The sequence below is a fragment of the Sphingobacterium deserti genome, from assembly GCF_000757725.1.
GTDB lineage: Bacteria > Bacteroidota > Bacteroidia > Sphingobacteriales > Sphingobacteriaceae > Sphingobacterium > Sphingobacterium deserti.
In genome coordinates this window covers 159,537-184,822 of record NZ_JJMU01000053.1, presented here as the reverse complement: position 1 = coordinate 184,822, position 25,286 = coordinate 159,537, and the positions used below count along the sequence as shown (strand labels likewise).

17 protein-coding genes are annotated in these 25,286 nt (G+C 44.3%); 5 read left to right on the top strand and 12 right to left on the bottom strand.

The window, feature by feature from the left end:
- The first annotated feature begins 494 nt into the window (after window positions 1–494).
- Complete coding sequence (locus tag DI53_RS14395) at window positions 495–1,802, top strand: GH36-type glycosyl hydrolase domain-containing protein (protein WP_206538043.1); 1,308 nt, start codon at window positions 495–497, stop codon at window positions 1,800–1,802.
- A 69-nt stretch (window positions 1,803–1,871) separates the two neighbouring features.
- Here the strand turns inward: DI53_RS14395 and DI53_RS14390 are convergent, their stop codons facing one another.
- The 3 genes from DI53_RS14390 to DI53_RS14380 form a co-directional block, all read right to left on the bottom strand.
- Complete coding sequence (locus tag DI53_RS14390) at window positions 1,872–4,223, bottom strand: GH92 family glycosyl hydrolase (RefSeq protein ID WP_071790503.1); 2,352 nt, start codon at window positions 4,221–4,223, stop codon at window positions 1,872–1,874.
- Between the two features lie 69 nt (window positions 4,224–4,292).
- On the bottom strand, window positions 4,293–5,681 hold the full coding sequence (locus DI53_RS14385; RefSeq protein ID WP_037501016.1) for a sugar porter family MFS transporter: 1,389 nt from the start codon (window positions 5,679–5,681) through the stop codon (window positions 4,293–4,295).
- 23 nt (window positions 5,682–5,704) lie between these two features.
- The gene (locus DI53_RS14380) at window positions 5,705–7,579 is read right to left on the bottom strand and encodes a class I mannose-6-phosphate isomerase (protein ID WP_052072420.1); all 1,875 of its coding nucleotides are present in this window, start codon (window positions 7,577–7,579) and stop codon (window positions 5,705–5,707) included.
- A 219-nt stretch (window positions 7,580–7,798) separates the two neighbouring features.
- On the opposite strand from DI53_RS14380, the gene DI53_RS14375 reads away from it, so the two are divergent.
- Window positions 7,799–8,530: a GntR family transcriptional regulator gene (locus tag DI53_RS14375; RefSeq protein ID WP_037501143.1), complete on the top strand. Its 732-nt coding sequence runs from the start codon at window positions 7,799–7,801 to the stop codon at window positions 8,528–8,530.
- Window positions 8,531–8,705: 175 nt separating this feature from the next.
- Here the strand turns inward: DI53_RS14375 and DI53_RS14370 are convergent, their stop codons facing one another.
- The 3 genes from DI53_RS14370 to DI53_RS20195 all read right to left on the bottom strand — a co-directional run bounded on the left by DI53_RS14370 (window position 8,706) and on the right by DI53_RS20195 (window position 12,804).
- The gene (locus tag DI53_RS14370; protein ID WP_037501014.1) at window positions 8,706–10,442 is read right to left on the bottom strand and encodes a DUF4957 domain-containing protein; all 1,737 of its coding nucleotides are present in this window, start codon (window positions 10,440–10,442) and stop codon (window positions 8,706–8,708) included.
- 38 nt (window positions 10,443–10,480) lie between these two features.
- Window positions 10,481–12,214, bottom strand: a complete 1,734-nt coding sequence (locus DI53_RS14365; protein WP_081939470.1) for a DUF5123 domain-containing protein — start codon at window positions 12,212–12,214, stop codon at window positions 10,481–10,483.
- Between the two features lie 410 nt (window positions 12,215–12,624).
- On the bottom strand, window positions 12,625–12,804 hold the full coding sequence (locus DI53_RS20195) for a hypothetical protein (RefSeq protein WP_131555293.1): 180 nt from the start codon (window positions 12,802–12,804) through the stop codon (window positions 12,625–12,627).
- 314 nt (window positions 12,805–13,118) lie between these two features.
- Here DI53_RS20195 and DI53_RS14355 point away from each other — a divergent pair, with 314 nt between their 5' ends.
- Both DI53_RS14355 and DI53_RS14350 read left to right on the top strand, forming a co-directional pair.
- Window positions 13,119–14,396: an aminotransferase class I/II-fold pyridoxal phosphate-dependent enzyme gene (locus DI53_RS14355; protein ID WP_117624895.1), complete on the top strand. Its 1,278-nt coding sequence runs from the start codon at window positions 13,119–13,121 to the stop codon at window positions 14,394–14,396.
- 243 nt (window positions 14,397–14,639) lie between these two features.
- Complete coding sequence (locus DI53_RS14350; protein ID WP_037501007.1) at window positions 14,640–15,164, top strand: YceI family protein; 525 nt, start codon at window positions 14,640–14,642, stop codon at window positions 15,162–15,164.
- Window positions 15,165–15,567: 403 nt separating this feature from the next.
- Here DI53_RS14350 and DI53_RS14345 read toward each other — a convergent pair whose 3' ends face one another.
- The 3 genes from DI53_RS14345 to DI53_RS14335 form a co-directional block, all read right to left on the bottom strand.
- A complete protein-coding gene (locus DI53_RS14345; protein WP_037501005.1) occupies window positions 15,568–17,946 on the bottom strand; it encodes a TonB-dependent receptor domain-containing protein in 2,379 nt (792 codons plus the stop codon).
- Between the two features lie 50 nt (window positions 17,947–17,996).
- The gene (locus DI53_RS14340; protein ID WP_052072419.1) at window positions 17,997–19,193 is read right to left on the bottom strand and encodes a PepSY-associated TM helix domain-containing protein; all 1,197 of its coding nucleotides are present in this window, start codon (window positions 19,191–19,193) and stop codon (window positions 17,997–17,999) included.
- A gap of 93 nt (window positions 19,194–19,286) precedes the next feature.
- Entirely contained in the window at window positions 19,287–21,755 is a 2,469-nt protein-coding gene (locus DI53_RS14335; protein ID WP_052072418.1) for a TonB-dependent receptor, read from the bottom strand.
- A gap of 102 nt (window positions 21,756–21,857) precedes the next feature.
- On the opposite strand from DI53_RS14335, the gene DI53_RS14330 reads away from it, so the two are divergent.
- The gene (locus tag DI53_RS14330; protein ID WP_081939468.1) at window positions 21,858–22,841 is read left to right on the top strand and encodes an AraC family transcriptional regulator; all 984 of its coding nucleotides are present in this window, start codon (window positions 21,858–21,860) and stop codon (window positions 22,839–22,841) included.
- A 78-nt stretch (window positions 22,842–22,919) separates the two neighbouring features.
- Here DI53_RS14330 and DI53_RS14325 read toward each other — a convergent pair whose 3' ends face one another.
- The 3 genes from DI53_RS14325 to DI53_RS14315 form a co-directional block, all read right to left on the bottom strand.
- Window positions 22,920–23,633 carry a pirin family protein gene (locus DI53_RS14325; protein WP_037501002.1) on the bottom strand — a complete coding sequence of 238 codons (714 nt, stop codon included), beginning with the start codon at window positions 23,631–23,633 and terminating at the stop codon, window positions 22,920–22,922.
- A gap of 83 nt (window positions 23,634–23,716) precedes the next feature.
- Window positions 23,717–24,619, bottom strand: coding sequence for an aldo/keto reductase (locus DI53_RS14320; protein ID WP_037501000.1), 903 nt, complete (start codon window positions 24,617–24,619; stop codon window positions 23,717–23,719).
- Entirely contained in the window at window positions 24,606–25,286 is a 681-nt protein-coding gene (locus DI53_RS14315; RefSeq protein WP_071790502.1) for a BamJ family beta-barrel-assembly machinery protein, read from the bottom strand. The genes DI53_RS14320 and DI53_RS14315 overlap by 14 nt, the downstream gene beginning before the upstream one ends.

Sequence of the window (25,286 nt, the reverse complement as noted above, 5' to 3'; positions counted from 1 at the left end):
ACCGCTATTTTCTATCTTTTGGCCGTGGCTATGTTCTTATTGATTTAGCTTTGTATGACCAAAAAAGACGATTTTATCCCACTTTAAAGCCTTAGTAAATGACAGTCGCAAAATGGGCCTCGCGTGCTATGCGGTACCACAATTACAGGTAACGACCAAGGTTAAATCGAGAATGTGCATCATCAATATGTACAAACATATAAACAAAAATTGGTATGTGAAGTATGCCTTTCAAATATTATATCTATTTCGAACGTTCTTAATGGTGCCGCCACGCGATAACTACTGAATTAACGAAAATATTACAAATACAGGAAAAGCAACATGTTAAACGTACACTGCACCGTTTAACGGATATCGAAGCTAAGTTATCCGCTAAAAAAAATAAAACCTTGGGAAACCATCTATTTTGTTAGTATGTTTGTACATATAAAACACCAAGCTTTACACTTCTGTTAAACAGAAGAGCAGGATGAACAATAAACCTTAGTTACATGTACAAATCAAAATTGCGCAGCCTACTTGCTGCATTCATTATCCCTTGTTGCCTGATGGCGCAGGAAGTTAAACCGACAAAACCTGCGATCAGCATTTCTGCAAGCATGAGCGACAAAGTAACGCGCATGGCCGAAGACCTGGTAAGATCAGGTTTTACAGCTGGCGATGGCTACGGAGAAGTGTGGATCAGAGATCTTAATACCTTTATCACATTGAGCTGTAAAGTCAACGATAAGGAACAAATTCGAAATCACTTGATTCGCTTTCTACAATTTCAGCAAGCCGATGGCGGCATCCTCGACGGCTATTTGCCCGCTTCGAAAGCCAGTGGCGAATCCGTCTTCTACCGTTCGGCTTTAGCACCCGATTATTTGGGACATAAAAACACAGTAGAAACCGATCAGGAAACATCCCTTGTTCAAGCCGTCGCAAAATATATCCGCGCCACAGGCGACAAGGAAATTTTACAAGAAAAAGTAGCCGGAAAAACGATAGAGAAACTGTTGGAAAAATCCCTAGAGTTCTTGCTGAATGAACGATTCAATGAACAATATGGATTATTATGGGGGGCTACCACAGCAGATTGGGGAGATGTACAACCCGAGCATGGATGGGGCGTGGTATTGGATGAAAACTCGCATTTAGCCATCGATATTTACGATAACGCCATGTTTATTATAGCCATACAGGACTTTCTAGAAATAGCTACGCTAGATACTAAACAAAAAGCTCGTTGGGAGAGCGTACTGGACGGTATTAAAAAGAATACACAAAAACACCTTTGGGATGAAAAAGCTAATAAATACATTCCACATATTTATTTAGATGGCTCGCCCTTCCCGGAGAATTTCGATGAATCTGCCGTATATTACCACGGAGGTACCGCAGTGGCTATAGAAGCCGGCTTGCTCGATAAAGATCAAGTATTGCACGCCTACAACCGGATGCAGGAAAACGTGAAAATGGCCAATGCAGCAACCATCGGTTTAACACTCTACCCCACCTATCCCGAAGGATCGTTCCAAAACAAAGGCATGGGTCCTTACTCTTACCAAAATGGTGGCGACTGGACCTGGTTCGGCGGAAGAATGATTAGCCAACTGATCCGCTATGGTTTTATAAAGGAAGCCGAAGAGGCGCTTTACCCCATGCTGGATCGGGTGATCAAGAACAATGGTTTTTACGAATGGTACACACCTGCCAACGAACCAAAGGGATCATCAAGCTTTCGCGGTGAAGCTGGCGTGCTATGGTCTGCCTTACAGGAACTAGAAACTAAAAAAGCTGCACGAGGCAGCAAATAATAACCCTATTAAAAATCGTGTTTCCTTTGGACACAGCAGCAGCTGGCCAAAGGAAACACGATCACCTACCTACTTGTACTTGTCTTTCGGTTCGCTTCCCATCTGGATAACCAATTTTCCCCCTTGCTGGATATCGCGAAGCTTTATAAACGGTTTTTTTAATCTTTTCCCGTTTAGCTCGAACGAGTGTGCATACCTTTTCTCCGTTGTATTGTCACGAACCTCAATTTCAAAATCCCGTCCACTGAAGTACGCTGGATTACCTTTGATCCGAATGGAATCAAAGATAGGCGCGGCAATACCCAGCTCCGTTTGCGGGTCAGTAAAGCCTTTTACATCAAACAAACCCATCGACGCAAGTACGAACCAAGCGCCTAACTGGCCTTGATCTTCATCCTGCCCATAGCCATATCCATGAATCTCATCGGCGCCATAAAATTCTTCCGTAATTTGTCGCACCCATTTTTGCGTGAGCGACGGTTTACCCGAGTAATTAAATAGCCAAGCTATATGCAAGCTCGGTTGGTTTCCATGATTGTAAAGGCCTTCAAGTCCAGAAAACGCATCGAGCGTGGTTCCGCCACCAAATTTATTTTGTTGTGATACCAAAAAAATGCTGTCTAGACGCGCGTTGAAGCGATCTTGACCTATAGCTTTTACCAATTGATGTGGTGCATGCGGCACGTAAAAGCTGTATTGCCAAGCATTGCCCTCTTGAAAGCCGCGCCATGCCTCCTCTGGCTTAAAATCGCGGATAAATTTGCCGTTTGCATCTTTGGGTCGCATGAAGTGTGATTGTTTGTCGAAAATATGCTCCCAAGCATCGGCCAGACCGGCTAATTGATGTTGGTCATTTTTCTTACCCAACAACTTCGCCCACTGGCCAACGGCGTAACTGCTAAACGCGTATTCCAAGGTATGTGATGCAGAAAATCGCCAGCCTTCATCCGGTCCGGAACCGCTGTCCAAATGATTGACATAACCATATTTTACAAATCTATCTACATCTGACTTTCCCGCACCAAACGGTCGACCTTCATGCTGTAACTCATTTTTCAAAGCAGCAGCATAACCTTGCTCTATATCGAAATCCCGAATTCCAGAAGCATAGGCAGATGCCAAAGCAAGGCTAACAAAATTCGTCCCAACACCGGAAACATACCTGCTATTGGCAATACCATCGCCAAGCCACCCGGCATCTTTGTAAACCAATAACTGGCTTTTCACCCAGTCGGAATAGTACTCTGGATAAGCTAACGTCCACAGTTGGGTCAAGTTCCAGAAAGCTCCCCAGATGGCATCCGTATTATAGTGCTGGTGCAACGGTTTTTTGTTAGCATCTAGCGGAATCTGTCCGACGGAACCGTCATTTTTGGGATAAGCACCATTGACATCACTCGCTAGCCCGCGGCCACAAAGGGCATGATACAAGCCAGTATAAAATTTGGTCATATCTGTTTTGCGGTTCGAATGCACGCGAATCCTATCCAAGTGCTCTGCCCAATCATTTTCCGCCTGTGTCCGCGCTCGGTCGAAAGAAAGTTCTTTTGCTTCGGTTTGCAGATTGTGCCGCGCGTTAGCGATGGATGTGTAAGACAGTCCGGCTTTAAGCGTGATACTTTCCTGCTCGTTTGTTGAAAACGTAAGATACAGGCCCGCTCCTTTCCCTTGGCTGGACTTTTCGCCCTTTGCTATGTGCGCGCCATGGAATGCTCCATAGGCCTTCGGTTGCTTACTGAGTTCTACAGAGAAAAACATCTTCACGACGGCGCCGGGCTGGTATTTTTGCACATAGGCGGGCAAAGTGGCTACATAGCCTTCAATGCGCCCATCTGTTGTGAGGTATACTTGGGCATCGTCCACTGGACCGCTTTCGCCCTGCTGATTTCCGATATCGAAAAGGATGTGTGCTTCCTCTGTTTTCGGAAAGGTATAGCGGTGAAAGGCCACACGTTTCGTCGAGGTAAGTTCGGCGCGAATCTGCTCGTCGCGGAAATCAACGGAATAATAGCCTGGAGCTGCGATTTCATCGCGCTTGTCAAAAACCATACGGTAACCGGATTTTGGGTTTTCCAAGGTTCCCGGTATTGTTTGAAGTGTTCCTACGAGCGGCGCAAATACCACGCCGCCCACCTGAAATTCGTGAAAGTTTGCAAACCCCTCTATAGACCTATGTCGTGCGTCATAGCCTACCGCTTCCCAACCTGATTTGTTTCCGTAAGAAGCATCTGTGGATGGTGCAGGCTTTGCCATCCCGAAGGGGCTGGCACCGGGCGTAAAATAAAACCAACGGCAATGCGCCGTGCCGATACGAGGGTCGACGTAGGCTAGCAAATCATGGTTGTTTTGGCCGTAAAGTAGCGTGGACAGCAGGAACGTATAGCAGCCGAAGAGTATTATTTTTAGTTGTTTTCTTTTCATTAGGTATTTCATCGATTATAGGTTTATTGTTCTTGTTTTTTCATCTTGCCTTGACAGGATGAGATGCATTTACGTTTCCGTGGCCTTCGTATTCCAATCGGCCTCAATCTCTTCCAAGGATTTACCTTTAGTTTCGGGCAGTAAACGATACACCATCACAAATGCAGCCATGCAAAAGAGGGCAAAAATCCAAAATGTACCGGCATTACCCAAGTGGTGCAACAAGAGTGGCGTAATTTGCCCAACCGCTGTATCCGCAATCCACATGATGGTAACACTAAGCGCCAAAGCTCGTCCACGAATCGCACTTGGAAAAATCTCGGAGGCCACGACAAACTTTAAAGGACCGATAGAACAGGCAAAGCAAGCCAAGAAAAGAAGTACGGGCAATAAAAGCCACATGCTGGATCCTGCTCCTACATAAAAACAAAAGCCAGTAGCCAACAGCGAAATTGCGGCACCTGCAGTGCCCAATAAATATAAGGGCCTTCGGCCCCATTGATCAACTTTCCAAATAGCGAACAACGTGAACAACATATTTGCGGCACCGAAGATGATCTGACTGAGTAAGGAATTGCTTAAAGAGATGCCGGCATTACCCAAGATAGTAGGACCGTAATAGATGATGGCATTGATCCCGCTAAATTGGGAAAACACGGGAAGTAGAATACCGATCAGCAGTGCTCTGCGCATCGGAGGAGCAAAAAGTTCTTTATAGTGGGCACTCGATCTGGAATGCGGCGCTGCTTGTCGATCCAACTCAATAGCCATGGATGAATCCGGCGTGCCTTCCTGCATAATGGGTTTCACGTGCTTCTTCGTGCTACGTTGCGCGAGCCAGCGCGGACTTTCGGGAACGAACAGCAATCCGACAAAGAAAAGAAGCGCCGGAAGCACACCGATTCCTAACATGAGCCGCCAAAGCTCGCTCGTGAGTAGGGTTCCTAACCAAAACGAGCTTTGGATAACGCTATTATCACCTAGCAAGGCTGCATTGCTAAGGTAGGCCAACAAAATGCCAAGTGTTACCGCAAATTGGTAATAGGTCACCATTCGGCCACGCCGATCAGCAGGCGCAATCTCGGAAATATAGAGTGGCACTACACTGGATGCAATGCCAATGCCAATGCCGCCCACTATACGGAAGGCAATAACCCCGGACAAATTGGGCGCCAGTGCGCATCCGAGTGCTGATAGTATAAAAAAGCCCGCAGCAAGGAAAAGTGGCTTTTTTCGCCCCCATCTGTCACTCATTTCCCCAGAACATAGCACGCCGATAATACAGCCGACCAATGCAGAGGATACAAACCACCCCTCCTGACCCGCGGTCAGGGAGAATTGCTGCGTTACGAGCGGCAACACACCCGAAACAACAGCCATATCAAACCCAAACAGAAGCCCTCCTAAGGATGCTACAAGCGTAATAAAAAGTAAACCAACAGGTTTCTGCGCTATCATAAGATCGATTATTATGGGTTAAATCATTTTTTTTGATTGCTGGAACTTAGCGTAGACGATTTAACCTCTACTTTATCCTCCAACAAATAGTCTACATCATCTTTGACAAAAGCCCTGATGACTTTTGCGCGACCTTCGCCAGCGTTGTGCAAACGATAATGCCCAGCAGCCGCAGGTACAGCAAAAGTTTCGGCGTAATGAAAGGTTGTTTTACGACCATCTTGCGATTCCAGAATAATTGCGCTGCCCTCTACCAACATCAGCACATGACAGCGATCATTAGTTTCCGACCCGATCACGCTATCAAATTCCAATCGCTCCACATCATAAAAGTGACCCTCGTGGGTCGGCAAATGCACAAGCTGCCAATCCGCTCCTTGTTCAAGCGCATAGGGCTTGGACAATAGCTCTTCTTCGACCTTCTTTCCTTTTCTATCGAAATTTAAGTTTTGAAAAGCATGGGTGATATTGATCGGGCGCGGCTGCCCATCCAATCCCAAACGCATCCAATCATACATCTTAAACGTAAAAATGTAGGGTGTTGCGCTAATCTCCAATACCATGTTATTAGTGCCCGCGCTATGTACCGTTCCGTTGGGTATTAAAAACAAATCATGTTTATTTGCCGGGAGCACTTGCACATATTTTTCGATAACCATTGGCTCATTTTGATCCTGACTATGCTGCAATGCCTTACGAAATGCGGCTGGATCGATATCATCTTGGAACCCTAGATAAACTTGTGCGTCCGGTTTGCAGTCAAGTATATAGTAGGTCTCGTCCTGGGTAATAAACTCACCGAAATGTTCCCGTATGTAGCGTAAACTGGGATGGCATTGAATGGAAAGATTTCCGCCATCAAAAGTATCTAGAAAATCAAAACGTATGGGAAATTCTGTTTTAAAAATGCGGGCGTGCTTTCCCAATACCGCCTCCTGCTCAAACAGCATAAGCCAATCGAAGGCTACCTCTAGGAGCTTACCGCTACTTTCAAACAGCAAACCATTCTCCGGAACAATCATCTCAAATGACCAAGCGTAGTTTACTTCATCCTTATTTAGGCCTTCAATATGTTCTTGCATCCAGTGGCCGCCCCAGGCACCTGCTTCAAACCAAGGGCGAACTCGAAAAAAGGAACGCCCCATCATTTGCATAGCATCTTTCAGGTCTGCTGCATAAAGCCAATGCAAACTATCAGCTCGTTGCGCATCCGCAACAACGGCTATTTTACTACTTATTTGCGCTTTGTATGCATTTAAAACAACCCAATCAACGAAATAGAACCGTTTGTACATGGCGGTAGACGACAAAATATCGGGATTACCAATATTGCTTGTTGTACCTGCACGCATGCGGTATTGTATTTCATTTTTGGGGATATCCAGATAAATTACTGGCGCGTCCCAAGAAAGAAGAGCTGCTCCGATCCCAATTACGATGTTAACCGTACCGCTACGCTCGGGTACTTGATCGAAATAAGACTCTTCAAAAAAATCGCTCAGCTTTAATGTCGTTTTTTTTCCCCACACACTATCTGCTGTACCCAAAAATGGGCTTACCATATCCTCGACCTCATCCTTACCTTTTATAAAATCTTCGGTACGCATCCATTCAACGGCAATCCCGCGTTGATCAAACTCTTGTTGCAGTAAAGTCTCGACCTCATTCCAGAACACACCCACATAGCCATCCAACAGCACCGTGCCTTTTTCAATGATCCAATCCACAAGTCCTTGATGATTTGCAATTTTGTTCGCACCTAAACTATGAAAAGGATAAATATCATAACTTGTTTTTTGACGATTAACCTGTTGCAAATTATTTGGTAGCAATCGTTCTCCACTTTTTCGCCATGTGGTTTTATGCTGTGTTGAGCCAACTTTCGTTTTTAGTTCCATTGTCTATAAATGATTATCAAAAACAAATGTACATACATATGAACATATAAACAACACATTGTTCGATTTATACCTTCGAAGTTTGCCACCGCATAGTTCAGCGATGATAATTATATAATGTGCATGCATGAATGGTTAATGTATAGACTTTCGAACAATCTTGACCTTTTTACATACATTTGTAGCTACGCTGAAATAAGGAAACAGATTACGTCGAAAATGAAACTTTCTATAGACCACAAGAGCCCGATACCTCTGCATATACAGGCTGAGCAACTTATCCGCGAGATGATCAAAGATCCTGCATATGCCACGAAATTCTTACCCAATGAAGTAGAGATGGCTAAGCAACTCGCTATCTCACGTACTACGTTGCGGCAGGCGCTTAACAAATTGGTGTATGAAGGCTTGCTTATCCGTAAAAAAGGTGTGGGCACGCGGGTTGCGGAAGCTTCGGTGAGCTCAAAATCCAATAATTGGCTTAGTTTCTCGCAAGAGATGGAGGCGCGCAACATTCCTATTAAAAATTTCGAACTGCATATAAGCTGGGAACTTCCTGATGAGAAGCTAGCTCACTTTTTTGATATTGATCAGCAAAAAAAAGTATTGAAACTAGAACGTCTCCGTGGCCGCACGGAGGGTCCTTTCGTCTACTTTATCTCTTACTTCCATCCGCGCGTGGGCATGACCGGCGAAGAGGATTTTAAGCGCCCGCTATACGAGATCTTGGAACAAGAACATTCCGTGCGTGTCAATCTATCCAAAGAGGAAATCAGCGCCCGTATGGCCGATAAGTTTGTTGCCGACAAATTGGACTTGGAAGTAGGCAGCCCCATATTGTTAAGAAAGCGTTTTGTTTTTGATCAAGCCGATCGTCCTGTGGAATACAACTTGGGCTATTACCGCGCCGATAGCTTTGTATACACCATTGAGAGTAGACGGGAGGGCTAAAGTAGCAGCCTGCTAGCCTATTGATGTAAGTCGCGTGACCTTTGGAAAAATAAGGCGATCTATGCGTCCGTAAGACAAGTAATCACCATCCTAAAGTGCAGGATGCTGATAAGGTAGCCAAAAAAGGCTACCTCCGCATAGAGATAGCCTAGTAATATCGTTTTAAGCCCGCGTACTACCACCAGCGGGGATCTCCGATGATAACGCCCGGAGTTGCGTTACGAAGCGGACTGCCTGCGCCAATTTTGAAATTGCCCGCTTCCGCATTTTCATACTGCGGGTCAAGAGCCATCGGATATTCTTTGATGGAATTTGGATTGGCATGGCTGGCATCATTCATCACAAAAGCGGGCACTACTTCATTCCACCGGTTATTCGGGTGGCGCAGTTCCCAGCTATGCACCGGCATATTGGATGAGTTACTGCCATAGACCGTAGATTTAGAGCGCACATTCCAAAAATTACAATTGATCAAGCGCTTATCAAAATCATTGGCCACATGGGCGAAGTTGTTGAAGAAATTGGCTGCCGTCGTGATGTTAGAAAACAAATTGTTTTCCAGCCTTACCACCGTAGGCAGTTTCGATGCTTTAAAATCAAATGCCATGGCACTCCAACTATTGTCTACCGTATTGTTCTTGAAGAGGAAATTGATATCATTCTGTAGATTTTTCTCGCGGTCTACATTGATAAACATCTTGTTATTCTTATAAAAAGTGGAGTTGCTAAATGCCCCTTCCTTAATGCGCGCTGCACCTACATTAATGAAAGCGTGTTGCCCATCCTCTCCCATCATACCCACCACCGCGTTATGAATGCGTACCGAATTACCCACCTGCTTTTCATTCATCGTGAGCAGGCCGGTGTAGTAGCTACGGATTTTACAGTTATCAAAGGCTACCGCATCAAATCCCGTAGCCTGCGCATCAACGGTAATCAACCAACTGTTCCAACGCGTATCCGCAGTATTGGGGATCTCTTTTTTATAGCTATCCACCCGCGTACCAGACAAGTCTAGGCCAGAGAAGCTAATGCCAGCCTTGCCAGATCCTTTGAGCACAAAGCTTTTCACATAAACTTTCGCATTAATAACATCAGCCGTGGATTTAATGCTGATGCGCTTGTCATCGACGATAATCTCTTCGTTCCAAAAATCATACACACCTGCTCTCAGCACAATTTGGTCACCCTCTACGCTACGTTCGATCGCGTCTTTTAAATCGCTATGTGGGCTCAATGTCCAAATACCATTCACCGACTCAGCGCCCGTAATAAAGGCTTGGCGACCACGCAAAAAAGCATTGTTGTAAATCCGTACCTCGTAGGCCATATCCTTTTCCAGCCCATCTATAGTTGCTGTTTTGCCCGCAATATCCGATTCGTTAATCGGGATCTCTCGCGCCGTACCAAGCTCGGGCACCAACAATAAGTGACTTACACGCGCTGAGGTAGACTCGTCAGTATGCGGAAAATCCCAAGACACCGTAACCTTGTTGCCCGATACATGCTCGCGTAGAATGGGCAATAGGATATCCGAGGGGTTGGTCGTGATCCGCAATTGCGCCCATTCGGATTGCGACTTCGGGCTTTCTCGTTGTGTGCGGATGCGGAGATAATGATTCTCCGCTAGGTCTAAGCCTCTCAAGATCACAAATTCATCCTCAGCATCCACAACTTCCGTCCGATCGATAATCGAAAAATCTTCCAGCCTGGAAACCTCAATGATATAATCGTCGAAAGATTCTGCAGGCTTTTTCCAGCTCACTTTTACATTGGAACTTTGGACCATATACTGCACATTAGAAGGCGTCTCTTTCAATGCTTCCACAAATACCGGATCCTTCTTGCACGATGATAACATCGCGGTGCCTGTGAACACCATAGCGATAATATAAATGATGTATGTTTTCATATTTCTTTCTTTAATAATGTTATAAAAATCCGCAAAGCTTACCACCAGCGTGGATCACCGATTGGACTACCCTGCCCCACGCTCCGCAGCGGACTCGAAGCCGATACCGTGAAATCGCCATTCGCCGCATCGAGATATCCTGGATCATGCGAAACAGTATAAGCTTGAATGGAGTTTGGATTTTGATGCTGTGCATCGTTCATGATAAATGCTGGCAGCACTTCATTCCAACGTGTATTGGGATGCCTAATCTCCCAGGTATGCACAGGCATATTGGAAGAGTTACTGCCGTAAATCGTAGATTTTGAAAGCACCTTAAAGAAATTTGTGTTGATCAGCCGTTTGTGAAACGTATTTTGTGTGTAGGCGAAATTCGGAAAGAAGTTTCCGGCGGAAGTCATGTTTGTGAAGTTGTTATTTTCCGAAGAAAATCTCGATGGTGCCTTGACCGCCAAAAAGTCAAAGGATCCGCCCGCCCAACTGGCGTCTACCGTGTTATTTTTAAATGTAAAGTCTACTACATTCGCCGCATTGCGCTCTGCGTCAATCTTGACAAAAAGCCGATTACTTTGGTAAATAGTTGAGTTAGAAACCGATATCACCTTCACTTGGGCGGCGTTAATCGCTAAGGTTGGCGCTTCGTTATTACCACCTACATGATGGACGATCGTGTTATGTATACGAATGCTATTGCCTACTTTGTGTGGCGGCCTGTTGGTATCATTCATTTGAAAAATACCGGCCCAGTAATTTCGTACAATACAATTATCAATATCCACCGCATCTAGCCCCGGCGAGGCCACATCAACGGAAATCAGCCAATCGTTCCACAAGTGATCCTGCGTATTGGAAAGCTCGCGGTTGTATTCATCAATACGTGATCCGGAGATATCCAGATTTTTGAAAGCGATACCAGATTGGGGTCCGATCAAAAAGAAATTGCGTACGTAAAGTTTGGAACGGTTTGCTTCCTCTGCCCCTTCGATACGGATAGACTTGTCTTCAAGTCGAGGCACTGCCGTACTCAAATCGTAGACGCCTGGACGCAAAACTATCCGGTCCTGATGCGCTGCGGCTTGGATAGCCATTAACAGATTACTGTGCGGCGAAAGCGTCCAAACACCATTTACCGGAACTGCCAATGTGGTGAACGACAAACGACCGACCATAAAGTCGCCGTCGTACAGACGGGCTTCATACGCCATATCAACCGCAAGATCTGCCACAGACAGACTTTTGTCAGTTATATGCGTTGCCGTTAACATATGTTCTTTCACGGGCCCGAAAGCCGGCTCGAACGTGATCTTGGATAGCTTGATATCTGTTGAAATAGGATCCCAACGCAGCGTGACACTGCGTCCAGCGAGATCATTCTCGCCCAATGGAAGCAGTATATTGCTCTCACTGGTATTAAATTCTACGGAAGACCATTCGGTCTCATTGCTTTCAGCAACTTTTCTGATGCGGCAATAGTAATCCTCGCCGCGCCCCAGCTTCCAAAAAACGTGCTCGCTAACATCGCTATTTAACGTTACACTTTGGTTAAGCAAAGCGAAGTCAGGAAGTCTCGAAAGTTGTACTTCATAGTGGGTAAAGGATTGACCGGACAAGTCCCAGGCTATTTTGACATGCTCGCCCTGGACGACGTGCCGTAAATTCTCCACGGGACCAGAGAGATCGCTAATGGGATCAGTTGTTTTATTGCAGGCTGTAAACCACAGCAGCATAAGGACGAAAGGGATATACCCTCTCCGTTTTAAAAAAGTTCTCATTTAAGTTTCGTTTATAATTGTTATTAAAAGCATGCTAGCTTCATCCTGCAGTGATGAGACTATTTTACTCGTTAGCGTCCCCCTGGGGGAATCTATTTTTTAGGCCTATAGCCAAAAATATCAAACACATTTCAAACAACATTGTATTATATTATCAACTTATTATACCATAAGCACTGATTTTCAGTTGTTTAAACAATAAAAAAGCAAGCTATCTTCATAGAGTAACTTGCTAAATCGTTCTTATTATAAATTTACTTTTTTTAACTAATATGCGCCCCTGGCTATCTGTTCGTATACAGTTTTTTAGAGATGGGTGTTATTTTGCATCAGGTGCGAAGGCTGAGTACTGATAGGCGACCTCCTGCGTGCATTGCAACGTAAAAGAGATATTTTTAATAGTCGGTCTGTTATTTGAAAGATTGGTTCTTAGCTTGCGTCTGCATCTTGCGTAAGATACGAACAACGTAAAGCAACGAGACGCCTAATAAGGCGGTAGCTGTGCCAAGTATAGGTACACTGTTTGTGTTTGCATTCCAAGTGAGCACCAATAGCACAAAGATTGTGGTTAAAAGAATTTGAAGTTTCATAAAGCAGCGTGGTTTAGCTATACAATGATAGGATATTTTAGAATACACACAAAATATTTGACAGGAATATATTTCCATATCATCATCTTTTATGGTTAGCTTTAACGGTGTACTTAAGCTTTTTGGCCCAAGACAAGAAGCTATGCAATCGTAAAAAATGTGCGGAAGTAAAAACCAGCCTTCGTTTGGCTCCATTTGCCATCTTCGTCCAACATCTTCAGGCATGTAATATTGCCGAGACAGATTGGCAAATCAAAAAAATAACTCTAAATTGTTGTACAATTTTACCGCATCGCCTTTAAAAACAATAAATCATGATTGACAAAAACACCTATCCAAAATTGACTTTCAAGGACTTTGAAAACATTCCGAATGTAGCGATACACGAACGGGCGACAGCCTTTGATGATTTCTTAAATTATCTCGACGACAATGGACGATTGAATTACCGCTTGGTAAACCAAACGGGATGTGCAAACGAGCTCACTATACACGGTAATAACAGCGTTAGTGACGGCAACTATGTAAATTTCGTTTCTAATGATTACCTCGGCTTTACGCAACATCCGCGAGTGAAACAAGCTGCTATAGACGCAGTGTCTATGTATGGAACCGGCGCCGGCGCTTCTCCTGCTATTGGCGGACACTACAGTTACCATCAGCTCTTGGAAAATAAAATCGCACAATTCTTCGGGAAGACAGATGCCATCCTATACACGACAGGCTATACCGCCAATAGCGCCACCATACAAGCGCTGTTAAAAAAAGAGGATATTGCTATATTAGACATGGCTGTGCACGCAAGCATTTACGAGGGTTGCTTAACGACAAATGTGAAAACATTTCTGCACAACAACATGGAGCATTTAGAGCAAATACTTAAGCATTGTCAAGATCAATACCGCACGAAATTAGTAATTATAGATGGCGTTTATTCTCAAGATGGAGACATAGCCAAGATTAAAGACATCCTACAACTCGTTAAACGTTATGGTGCTTACCTATTGATTGATGACGCGCACGGTGTGGGCGTGCATGGTGATACCGGTCGCGGAATATTGGAAAAAGAAGGGTTACTAAAAGACGATGACATCATCATTACGGGTGTATTCAGCAAAACATTCGGAAGTCTGGGGGGATATGTGGTCGCGGAACCGAAGTTGATTAGGCTATTAAAATTTCAGTCGCGCCAACACCTATTTTCTGTCAGCATGCCGCCCTCGCAAGCTATGGCGGCCGTTCAGGCAATGGCATTGCTCGATGAAGAACCCCAGTGGCAAGCCCAATTATGGAAAAATATAGCGTATTATAAGCAGGGTTTAAAAAGTATGGGGTTCAATATTGGAAACACCGAATCTGGTGTTATACCGGTAAAAATCGGAGACCCTACATTGACCGCAAAAGCTACCCGAATCTTATTCGACAAGGGAATCTATACCAACTGCATCATGTATCCGGCGGTAGCAAAGAAAGATGCCCGCATCCGCATGTCTATGATGGCGACACACAGTATCGAACAGCTTGACCAAGCGCTCAATGCATTTGACTTGATGAATGCAAAACTCCAAATAGCCAACAAACCTAGCCTGTAAATCGCGTAATGTATCCACTTTTCGAAAAAAAAAATAAAACGAGATCAACAATCAGCGTCATTGCTTGATGGACAGTCTTCTACAAGTCATGTCTCGTAAAAAATACAAGGTATAACGTTTATTTACTAAGCAGAATATTATATTAGCTAAAACAAAGGTGCATGATATGATTGTTATACTATTATACATCATCGTATCAATTCATTTTTTAATCATTTAAATAAGCAAAAAAGATTACAACATATGGCAACGTGGAATTTAGACAAGGAACATAGCGAACTCGAATTTAAAGTAAAACATTTGATGATTTCCAATGTGAAGGGTCAGTTTCAAGACTTTAATGTTACGGTGGAGGCTGATTCAGCAGATTTGACGCAGGCGCAGGTGACTGTCGAGATAAAAACAAGTTCGATAACAACGAAAAACGAGCCGCGTGATCAGCATTTAAAAAGTGACGAATTCTTTAATTCTTCAACCTATCCGGAGATTACGTTCATCTCTACGGAAATTACAAAAATCGATCAGGATGAGTTTACCCTACTGGGAGATTTGACTATAAAAGGCGTTACGAAACCAGCGGTTTTCACCGCTGAATTTGGTGGATTAGCGAAAGACCCTTGGGGTAATCAAAAAGCGGGATACACGGTTTCAGGCAAAATTAATCGCCAGGATTTCGGACTTACCTGGAATGCGGCACTAGAAACTGGTGGCGTGATGGTGAGTGAGGAGGTAAAATTTCACGCGGATGTTCAGTTTGTACTGGCATGATGTAATTAAAAAAGCTTTCTAGAAGCAAGATTGACCCTTACCGCTAGTAGCGGCAAGGGTCAATCTTGCGTATTGAGATTTGCGTAGTGCGTAATGAGATAGTAAGTATACCCACCATTCCGAGAAGCAGGAGGAACGACGACGCGGCAATTTTGCGTATGGAGATAATAGAATAAACAAATGATTCGCACGACCCCTTAATTAAACGAAATGTCGCCTCGGTTTTGTTGCGACTGTACACTTTTGTCTTCGCACTATCCAACAGGGATGCAACAAAAATAAGCGACGGACTTTTGCTACTTTTGGTCTTCAAAAGTAGTGCCTTGCCGCGGCATGCGGCGGAAGGGATGTGTGTCGGGCAAATTCCTCAAATAGCGGCCCATGGCCACCAACAGCAGCCACACTACAAACCTCTCACGCGCTCCTGCTCTTGGTTGGATTGCTTTTTACTATTCGCTTCGGCGGATTTCCCGAAGCTGTAGCCTAGGCTGACTCGCCAAATCCGACTGTCTAAATTAATTCGTTGGTCCATAAATACATTACCTGCGTTAGATGTCGTATAATACCGATTAGTTTTAAAAAGATCATCCACAGCAAGCTTAAAGTTTAATTTCTCTTCAAACATTTTTTTCATCAATCCCAGAGAGACATAGCCAGTCGCTTTTTGTCGGAAAACGCCATCGCTTTGCGGACTTTGATAGGCGGCTGTCCATTCCGCCGACCATTTTTTTGGCAGCCGATAGGTGTTTGTGGTTTGTAGGCTATAAGACCAAAGCTTATTGTAGATGCGTTCGTCGCGGAAACTGCCAAAGAACCGGTTCTCAAACGTATTGACATTCCATTGTGATGACCAAAATGTAAATGGCGAAAAGGAATAGTTTGCATTAAGGCCATAGTTTTGAAAGCCTGCGATATTGTGTATACTACGAATCGTTCTGTTTTGATCAGGAGATTGGATCAAGACGGATGTCATCACGTTACTTACCGCAGTATAGTAGAACGAAAGATGTAAGTTTTTATAAAACGTGTAATTCAATTCGTATGCATTGGCTAACTCCGGTTGTAAATAAGGATTCCCCTCCCAAAAAACGTATGCATCAATATAATACCGGAAAGGATTGAGATCTTCGTAATCAGGCCGATTAATCCTACGGCTGTAAGAAAGCTGCAATTGGTGATTGTTGCTGGGTTGGTACCGCACGGAAACACTCGGAAAAAGCTGGGTATACTGCCTGTCGAATGCAGTACTTTCATTTATCAGCTCTCCACTAGACTGCGTGCGTTCTGCTCGCAAACCTGCAATAAGTCCCCATTTATCAAGATTAAAGTTAACATTCATATAAGCCGCGTGAATTTGCTCCTTATACATAAAATGATTGCTATTTTGCGGATCATAAATCCATACCTCACTGCGTAAGGTATCCGATAAGCTGCTGTTGTCAGACTGCATCCAACTGCTTTTCCAGCCAAGTTCGGCGGTCAGCGCATCGCTTACCTGCTGCTGATAGTCTATTTTAGCGACTTGCAAGCGAGTCGTGGAAGGCGTTGCAATTTGTCGGGCAGAAAGATAAGCAGCTGATTGACCAATCTGCTGTATGGTAGATCGAAGTACCTGATCAGCGTCAAACCGAGAATACAGGATATCCCAATCAGCCGTCAATTGCTTCTTTTCATCGATCTTCTGCATGTAGCTAAACCCCACATTGTGTGCTTGCCACCGACTATCGTTGCTGTTTTCTGTTAAAGTATGTGTCAACCTTTCGTTTTCGGTCCGGTACAAATCATTGTAACCATTGCTGAAGCTTCGATAATTCCCAAAGTTTCCGGTATACAGCAGTCCTAAATTCATAGAAGCGCTGGGCGCGTATTCAAGTCCTACGCTACCCTGCTGGGTTGTAAGTGGCTCATCGGTCTTGGAATATTGAAGGGATTTTCCAGCATAACTGTTATTTTCATCCATATAAAATCGATCAAAGTTGCGGTATTCTTCTTCGTCTCGGGAAGCATGTTCGAAACTCCCCTGCCAGCGCCACTGACCGACCTGACCTTGGAAATTTGCACCGGCGCCATAACGGGCTTTCCTCCCGCCACCGCCAAAAATCTGTGCACTTCCAGAAAATGGAGTAGATGCCGGATCTTTCATAACAATATTGATTAACCCACCTACGCCACGTGCATCAAACTTTGCTGACGGGTTCGTGATAAGCTCAATACTTTTTATGGATTCAGATGAAGTGCCTTTCAAAACATTGGCTAACTCTTTGGGTGACAAATACGAGAGCTTACCGTTGAGCAGAACACCAATATCCGATTTCCCGCGCATGTTAATATTCCCATCCTCATCCACTTTTACTGATGGTGCCCGCTGTAACAATTCCAATGCCGTCATGCCACTGGCCAATATGCTATTTTCCACGTGAATAACCATACGGTCGCTCTTTTGCTCGATGAGGCGGCGCTTGCCCTCCACGGTAACTTCATCCAGTTGCTGCGGTACCCCCTGCAGCATGATCGTATCCACGAGCATGCCCTCTCCAGCCTTGACATCAAGGTTTCCAGCATATAGCTGATATCCCACATGATGCACCTCCAGCTGGTAGCTTCCTGCTGGAAGCACCTGCTGAAAGACACCCTCATCATTCGTGTAAGTAGTATAGTGGCCCGATGACGAGGTTAGGGTAACGTTGGCTTGAGGAATGCCTTGATGGTCGGCAGCATTGACTACCGAACCTCGTATTTTTGTTTGTGCATGGCCAGCAGCTGTGGAAAAAATTAGTATCAAAAAAGTAATGCATATCGAGCAAAGCCCGGGTCTTTCAATTAGCATAAATATTAAGTTTTTACTATCGTAAGTTTTGTTTTCTTTTTTTTGCTCTTTTTACGGCGCCCCCACCAGATCAAAAAACCGGTAATGGGCAGTGATGTGGCAACCAGCCCGGCGAGGAAAGTCGAAAGTTTACCAAATTGCCCCCACCACTGCCCCATATGGAGTTGCCAAATCGTGTTTTCCACTTGTTCATGGATCACTTGCGCTTGTGGTACTATTTGAGACTGCCTAGTATACCGATCATATACAACCAACTGCAGGTGCTCCGTACTTTTCAGTCCGTTAACACCCAAACGAAATACGTAAACGCCAGTCTCCTCCAAATTGTAAAGCCAGATTGACGCACTCTCTTGTTCAGGATGTTCTCTTAAAGCCTGCTGTGCCAGCTGGCTTATGTCTACAGAAACGGCATCCGATTTCACTTTTCCAACAACCTCTTCGATATGTTCATGCCCACCACCAAATGCGGTATTAATCATATCGCCCAACGAATGGAAGAATAGTACAATACCCGTGAGACTCAAGATGAAGCACAGCAGTAAGGAATAGAAACCATATACATTGTGCAAATCATAGTTCACACGTTTGAATCGAGCTTTCCATTTGACGGTGAAACTATCTTGAATTGTTTTTTTGGTCCAACGTTTAGGCCACCAAAGAACTAATCCTGTAACGCAACTCACAAAAAAAATAAGTGTAGAGATAAGTACAATCCAACCGCCCGCAGGCCCACCCAGCAAAGCGGCATGCAGGTGTGCAGAAACATAGAAAAAATGCGCCGAAGGATCGATCTTTAATACGTCTGCGGTGTAAGGGTTTACATAGACAAAGGTGAGCTGGTCCGTCTGATCGTGAAAGGCCCGAACTCTTAGACTACGATGCGGATCGTTAAAATAGACGAATTCGGAAAGCTGCAAATGAGAATCCACTTTTTTTATAGCAGCAATTAATTCATCCGCAGGCAGCATTTTTCCATTCTCCGCTACATAGCGGGCATCACCAGCACTCCACTCCAGAATTTCGTCACAATAAACGATCAGCGTCCCAGTAAAACAGACGAACACTATAATAACTCCCGAGATAATACTTGGCCAAAGATGAAGCCAAGCATTAAATCGGGAAAAACAACTCTTTTCGCGCTTCTTTATAGGGCTACCCTGTGGAGAAGCTGCTTTAGGAATATTCTTAGGTTGATAAGCCATAAATAATGTAATTCTTTGCAAAAGCCCTATATCTATTGTCTACAACCTCCTAGGTATAGCGCAATTATCAATAGGGCATATGAGTAAGCACAACTAAAACTTAAAAGAAAGATTTGCTAAACATTCAAAGGGTTTCTGTGGCCTACCGAATACATCCCAATACTGCAGGTTGCCAATATTGTTGAGTTTCAAACCAACCCTGTATTTAGGCTGGTCATAGAAGGCAGTAGCATGGAATACCGTATACGAAGGGATCGTAAAATCGTCTTCAAAGTCCATTAGTGCACTGCTCGTATAATTCATCCCCGCGCCGAAGCCCAACCCTTTGACGACATTGTCCAGGAATTTATAAGATGTCCAAAAATTGGCAACGTGCTTAGGCGACCAGGCTTCACGTAGGCCTTGGGAGTATGCTTCACTCTTAACGAATTTGTTGTCGTTGTACCCGTAACCAACCATTAGATTCCAGCCGCGAGCTGGATTAGCTATAATATCCACTTCTAGACCTTTAGAGCTAAAGGCTCCATCCTGTGTGTATACGAAATCGATGACCTCCCGAAGCCGATCCTTGACGCGGATGTCATAAAAGGATAGCGTAGAACTTAACAATCCGTTGAAAAGATCAAATTTGGCGCCTACCTCAAATTGATTGGCTTGCTCGGGCTTCCAGCGCTTAGTAATGACATCCGAATCCAAATTTCCGGGATCGCTAAGTCCTTGCGAAGCGGCTACATTTGTAAATGCGTTCATGTAGTTGGCGAATACAGCAACCTGATCTTTTATCGGTTGGAACACCAACCCAATCTTAGGCGAAAAATTAACCTGACTAGAACCCTCTAGCTCACTATAGGAAGGTTCTTGCGCGTTCTGCTCAATATCACCTTGTTCGTTTAAGACAATGGGCTGCCCGGGAGAGTAGGACGTACGGTTCCCTTGTTGGAAACGATTAAGACGTCCGCTCAACATAACAAATAAGCGATCTGATATATTCGTAACATTTGAGAAATACGCACTCACAACGCTGTACTTGCTATTGTCAACCCCGTCACCGAAGCTTCGTTCACCTCTAGAATTCTCAATTTCAGACCGTGTCAATGGTTTCCAAAATGGATCTTTTACACTCACCGTATCGTAAATCGCGAAATAGGGCACCATATACAGGTTTTTATCCGTATACATCGTCGCATCCAGTCCCAGCAACACCTTATTTTCAAGGCCACCCACTGTATACGTACCATTAAAGTTTTGCTGGATTACCGAAAAGTTTAGATTGTAATCATCAAATATGCGATAGCGTCTTTCGATACGCTCATCGTCTACCACCATGGGCACCATAAAAACAGATCCTTGATCGCCACTATTATTATAAAGATATGAAGTACGGGATGTCCAATTTTCAGACAGGCGATGTTCGATCTCCGCACCAATATTAATCGTAGTTCTATTGGTTGCGACGTCGTTAGACGTCAACGAACGATCGTGCGGCATACCGTATTCTTTAAAATCTTTAAAGCTTAGGTTGTATGTATTCCGAAGAAGGGCTACCAATGGTTTTGAGGTGTTATACACATCAGCATCAAACCGTACGGTAGTCTTCTCACCGGCTTTAAAAGCCAAACTTGTAGCAAAGCCCATAGCGGTGACTTTACCTTCATTTTGAAACCCATCATTGGTCATTCCTAAGATATTAAACCGGCCCAATGCAGTCCGATCTTCGTTTAATGGCGCATTGATATCGGCCGTTAACCTATTCATTCCAAAGCTACCTGTTGTGTAATTCACCTCGCCCCTAAAAGATTCGAACGGCCTTTTTGTTACATTGTTGATAACCCCACCATAGGATGCAACTTGCGCTCCAAACAGCGTTGCAGACGGCCCTTTGATAACTTCTACCTTCTCCAGATTAAAGATTTCAGAGACCGCTCTAGAATCAATTGGCAATCCATTACGCACCATATTGGAATTACCAGTTCCAGAATTTGAAAATTCCCGAAGGCTAATACCATTACCATTGTCGTTGACGCCATTCGTAACAATGGCTCCCGGCACTTGCGATAGCGCACTGATATAATCCGTTGCAGCAATCTCTTGCATAAAGTCTTTTGTGACGACGGAATAAGCCTGTGGATTCTCCATGTTGGACAGCGGCATCCGGGCAATATCATCTGTTTCTCTACGTGCAAACTTGTTTTTCTGTATATCAGACACGACAACCTCGCGCAGTTGGTTTGATGCAGACTGCACGATTATACGGGGTACCTTCAAGACTTCTGTCGCTTTTACCTGCACCGATTGTTCGGCAATTGTATAATTCGCAAAGCTCACAATCAACACATATTGCCCATCGGGCGCTTGCATATCGAAATGCCCATTTTCATCCACACGTGCCCCGTAATTCGTCCCCTTTAGTTTGATGCTGGCATATGCCAGCGGTTTCCCATCGACGGTATAGACTTCGCCGACTATTTTGCCACGGTTTTGGGCCAACCCTACGATAGGGATAATAAAAAGAAGCACATTCGCTATGAAGAAGCGACTTGAGGTTAATAGTTTATATAACATTGTGTTTTATTTAGAATAAGTATAAATAATGAAGCAAAAGTAGTAGCTTTGTTACATTGCGGATAACAAATAGCGGATTAAGAAGATCAAAAAAAGGATAAAATGGAAAGGTTGACTTTAAAGCAGTTTTATGATACAATGCTTTTAAAAGCATTATTCTTTAGCCTTCCCGATCAGGAATCGCAGAAAGGGTTTCAGCATAAATCAATTTCCAATGCTGTGGTAGATGGGATAATGCAGCACTGCCACTGCGATCAATTTGTTGTATGCTATCAGGAATGGAGCATCAAAAAGCCTTTTAGCCTTCTGGTAGAGCATCCGGAGCACATGGTCAAATTTCAGTTTGAACTGGAAGGATCCTCACTGTTTACCGACGAAGAGGGGAAGCAGATTCCTATCCCTAGTGGTCACCAACAATTTATTTATCTGCCGACGACAAAAGGTAGTTTGTACTACCCCCTATCACGTAAGGTATTAGACATTCACATCGAATTTGATTTCCTATTAGCGTTCCTACGCGAACAGGGTTTTTCGCGCACGCAGCTAAAGGAACATTTTTTGGTTAATAGTTGGACATTCTTTCGGGAGGCCATCCCTATCACTTTCGAACAGCAGACGCTGATTCGCGAACTGCTGGCACACTCCTTTGAGGGGGCTTTTGCAAAAGACTACATCCGCTGCAAAGCCATGGAAATCATGTTATCTGTGTTTTCCGAAAAAGTGGATACCGTATCACGAATCAGTTGGAAAAGTCAAGATTTGCATATATTACAGCAAATAAGATCCTATTTGGATCAAAATTTCGCGAAGGATCTGCAGTTTAAAACCATCTGTAGAACATTTGGTATCAACGAATTTAAACTTAAAAAGGCCTTTAAGGAATGTTATGGGGATACCGTATTCGGTTACATCCGCAAAGCGAGATTAAAGCATGCATTGCATCTGCTGGTGGATACCGATATGGATATCAAAGAGGTATCCTACATATGCGGATTTAAATATCCGCACCATTTTAGCCAGCTATTTTTTCAACACTATCGGTGCAGACCTCGAGAGGCCCGGTCTAAAACGGGAGTGATCGTATAAAGATCAAAAGCTGAAGCTTTGCGTAGTATGCAGCTAAATAAAATGAAGAGGGCCGAATTCATCAGCCCCTTTCATCCATTATCGCATAGCGACTTCCATCAATAAAAATTCAGCTTCGCTGACAGCTTTCACCGCAACGTCTTTCACATCTGTTATGGCTAAACCGTCCCTAGCACTCAGGCGCTGCCCATCCACCTCGATAGCGCCACTTAAATTAAAAACATAGAGGCCTGTCCCTTCGCCTTTCAAACGATAGGTTTTTTCCACCCCTAATTCAAATTTGGAAAGACTGAACCAAGCATCTTGGTGTAGCCAAACACCCTCATCATCCGGAAAGGGAGAAAGGACTTGTTGAAACGTATTCAACCGATCCTGCGGATTCAGTGTCAATTGATCATACCGAGGTTCTACATCCCGCTGGTTAGGCACCACCCAGATCTGCAAAAATTTGACAGGTTCCTCTTTACTCTTGTTATACTCGCTATGCTTGATACCCGTGCCGGCGCTCATCACCTGAATATCGCCATTACGAATAATCTCAACATTACCCATGCTGTCGCGATGTTCAAGATCGCCAGATAAAGGAATGGATATAATCTCCATATTATCGTGCGCGTGCGTTCCGAAGCCCATACCCGCCGCCACATGATCGTCATTCAAAACACGTAACGTTCCAAAATTCATCCGGTCAGGTTCGTAGTAATTTGAAAAACTAAATGTGTGCCGAGAGCGAAGCCAACCATGATTAGCATCTCCTCTAGAATCTGCCGCGTGAAATTGATAATTTGCCATAAGTAAAACCTTTCGTTTTTATTTCTTACACAAAGATCCAATAAACGCCGTGCGTCAACATTGATGTAGGGTAAGAAATGCGCTTATAAATGATCGGTATAGGAAATCTTCCGCACGCCCCGCTCTAATTCCGATCTTGTTTCCGACGACAACAATTGGAACTTTGCTATCGTTTCTTTCAGGTCCCGCAATTGCGCCAAGGTCCGTACGCCTATCGCCGCTATATCCACCACGTCTTGCGAGAGTGCATAAGCCAGCAGTACCTGCGACTTGGTGACTTTCAACTCCTCCGCTACTTTTTCCACATTGCGTTTTGCATGCCCCACTTCGCCAGACGTCAGTTGCAAGTACTTATCCATTGCTTTATCAACCAGAAGACCTTGCGTTAATGCGCCGCGGCTGATAACAGCAATTTCTTTAGAGCGCAACAAAGGGAAAACGTCTTCTGGGCGCCTATCTAACAAATTGTATTGCATCATAACGCTTACGATGTTAGATTTCTCCGCATATGCCCTGATTACGTTTGGGCGAATGGACGATATGCCATAATAGCGAATCTTGCCTTGCTGCACGAGCAATTCAAAGGCTTCGATAATTTCATCGATAGGATCTTCTATCGTGCCGCCATGAAGCTGATAAAGATCAATATAACTGCTGTTCAAACGAGATAAGGAGGCTTCAACGGCTTTAATGATATAGGGCTTTGATGCTTTCCAGTCCCAAGTGGTCCCATCCGAACGCCATTGGTTACCTACTTTCGTTGCTATGATGACTTGGTCACGGACACTGCGTAATGCCTGACCAACAAGCTCCTCGTTCATTCCCCGCTCATATAGATCTGCGGTATCGAAATAGTTAATTCCTGAAGCAACTGCTTCTTGGATAATACCCGTATTTAGTTTTGTAGAACCGCCTTTCATCGACATGCAACCAATGCCTATGGGCGATACCGATAAAGAAGATTTTCCTAATTTAATTAACTGCATTATTTTCTTTTATCCCTATTAATTCAATCTCAAACACCAATGCACTATAGGGCGGAATATCCGCTCCCGCGCCACGCTCTCCGTAGCCTAAATCGGAAGGAATATAGAACTTGTATTTTGAGCCCACCGTCATCAAAGGAATCCCAACTTGCCAGCCTTTTATCACCCGGTCTAAACCCAAGTCTATCGGTGCGCCACGATCATAAGAGCTATCGAAAACTTTTCCATTAGCCAAGGAGCCTTTATAATGTACGGTAACCTCGTCTTCAGCGGTAGGTTTCGCACCAGTTCCTTCCTGTATCACTTCGTAATAGAGCGTGCTGTCCACGCTTTTAATACCGGCCTTGCCTTTTAGCCCAGCGAAAAAAGCAGTTTCCTCTTTTTTCATCAAAGCCGCTTTCTCATCTGCCGCCTTAGCAAATGCCGCTTTGATGATGCGTATTCCTTCTTCCTGACCAATCAATCTATTTGCTCCCTGTATGCCGTCATTTAGGCCTTTCAAAAAGCTCGCTGACTGTATCACCACACCGTTATTTGCTAGCGACGAGCCTACATCAATACCTAATGCATAGGACACCGAATCACTGGTCGATTTCAGTGTCTGCGCTTTACCTTCAACCACCTGCGTAATGGCCAGCGCCATTAGACAATATCCAATCTTCTTCAT

What these genes read in the sequence shown, in the direction of transcription:
- DI53_RS14380 (WP_052072420.1), bottom strand. Translation starts at nt 7,579, where the DNA reads ATGGAACTAAAAACGAAAGTTGGCTCAACACAGCATAAAACCACATGG.
- DI53_RS14395 (WP_206538043.1), top strand. Translation starts at nt 495, where the DNA reads ATGTACAAATCAAAATTGCGCAGCCTACTTGCTGCATTCATTATCCCT.
- DI53_RS14320 (WP_037501000.1), bottom strand. Translation starts at nt 24,619, where the DNA reads ATGCAGTTAATTAAATTAGGAAAATCTTCTTTATCGGTATCGCCCATA.
- DI53_RS14350 (WP_037501007.1), top strand. Translation starts at nt 14,640, where the DNA reads ATGGCAACGTGGAATTTAGACAAGGAACATAGCGAACTCGAATTTAAA.
- DI53_RS14335 (WP_052072418.1), bottom strand. Translation starts at nt 21,755, where the DNA reads ATGTTATATAAACTATTAACCTCAAGTCGCTTCTTCATAGCGAATGTG.
- DI53_RS14355 (WP_117624895.1), top strand. Translation starts at nt 13,119, where the DNA reads ATGATTGACAAAAACACCTATCCAAAATTGACTTTCAAGGACTTTGAA.
- DI53_RS14390 (WP_071790503.1), bottom strand. Translation starts at nt 4,223, where the DNA reads ATGAAAAGAAAACAACTAAAAATAATACTCTTCGGCTGCTATACGTTC.
- DI53_RS14330 (WP_081939468.1), top strand. Translation starts at nt 21,858, where the DNA reads ATGGAAAGGTTGACTTTAAAGCAGTTTTATGATACAATGCTTTTAAAA.
- DI53_RS14340 (WP_052072419.1), bottom strand. Translation starts at nt 19,193, where the DNA reads ATGGCTTATCAACCTAAGAATATTCCTAAAGCAGCTTCTCCACAGGGT.
- DI53_RS14315 (WP_071790502.1), bottom strand. Translation starts at nt 25,286, where the DNA reads ATGAAGAAGATTGGATATTGTCTAATGGCGCTGGCCATTACGCAGGTG.
- DI53_RS14385 (WP_037501016.1), bottom strand. Translation starts at nt 5,681, where the DNA reads ATGATAGCGCAGAAACCTGTTGGTTTACTTTTTATTACGCTTGTAGCA.
- DI53_RS14375 (WP_037501143.1), top strand. Translation starts at nt 7,799, where the DNA reads ATGAAACTTTCTATAGACCACAAGAGCCCGATACCTCTGCATATACAG.
- DI53_RS14370 (WP_037501014.1), bottom strand. Translation starts at nt 10,442, where the DNA reads ATGAAAACATACATCATTTATATTATCGCTATGGTGTTCACAGGCACC.
- DI53_RS14365 (WP_081939470.1), bottom strand. Translation starts at nt 12,214, where the DNA reads ATGAGAACTTTTTTAAAACGGAGAGGGTATATCCCTTTCGTCCTTATG.
- DI53_RS20195 (WP_131555293.1), bottom strand. Translation starts at nt 12,804, where the DNA reads ATGAAACTTCAAATTCTTTTAACCACAATCTTTGTGCTATTGGTGCTC.
- DI53_RS14325 (WP_037501002.1), bottom strand. Translation starts at nt 23,633, where the DNA reads ATGGCAAATTATCAATTTCACGCGGCAGATTCTAGAGGAGATGCTAAT.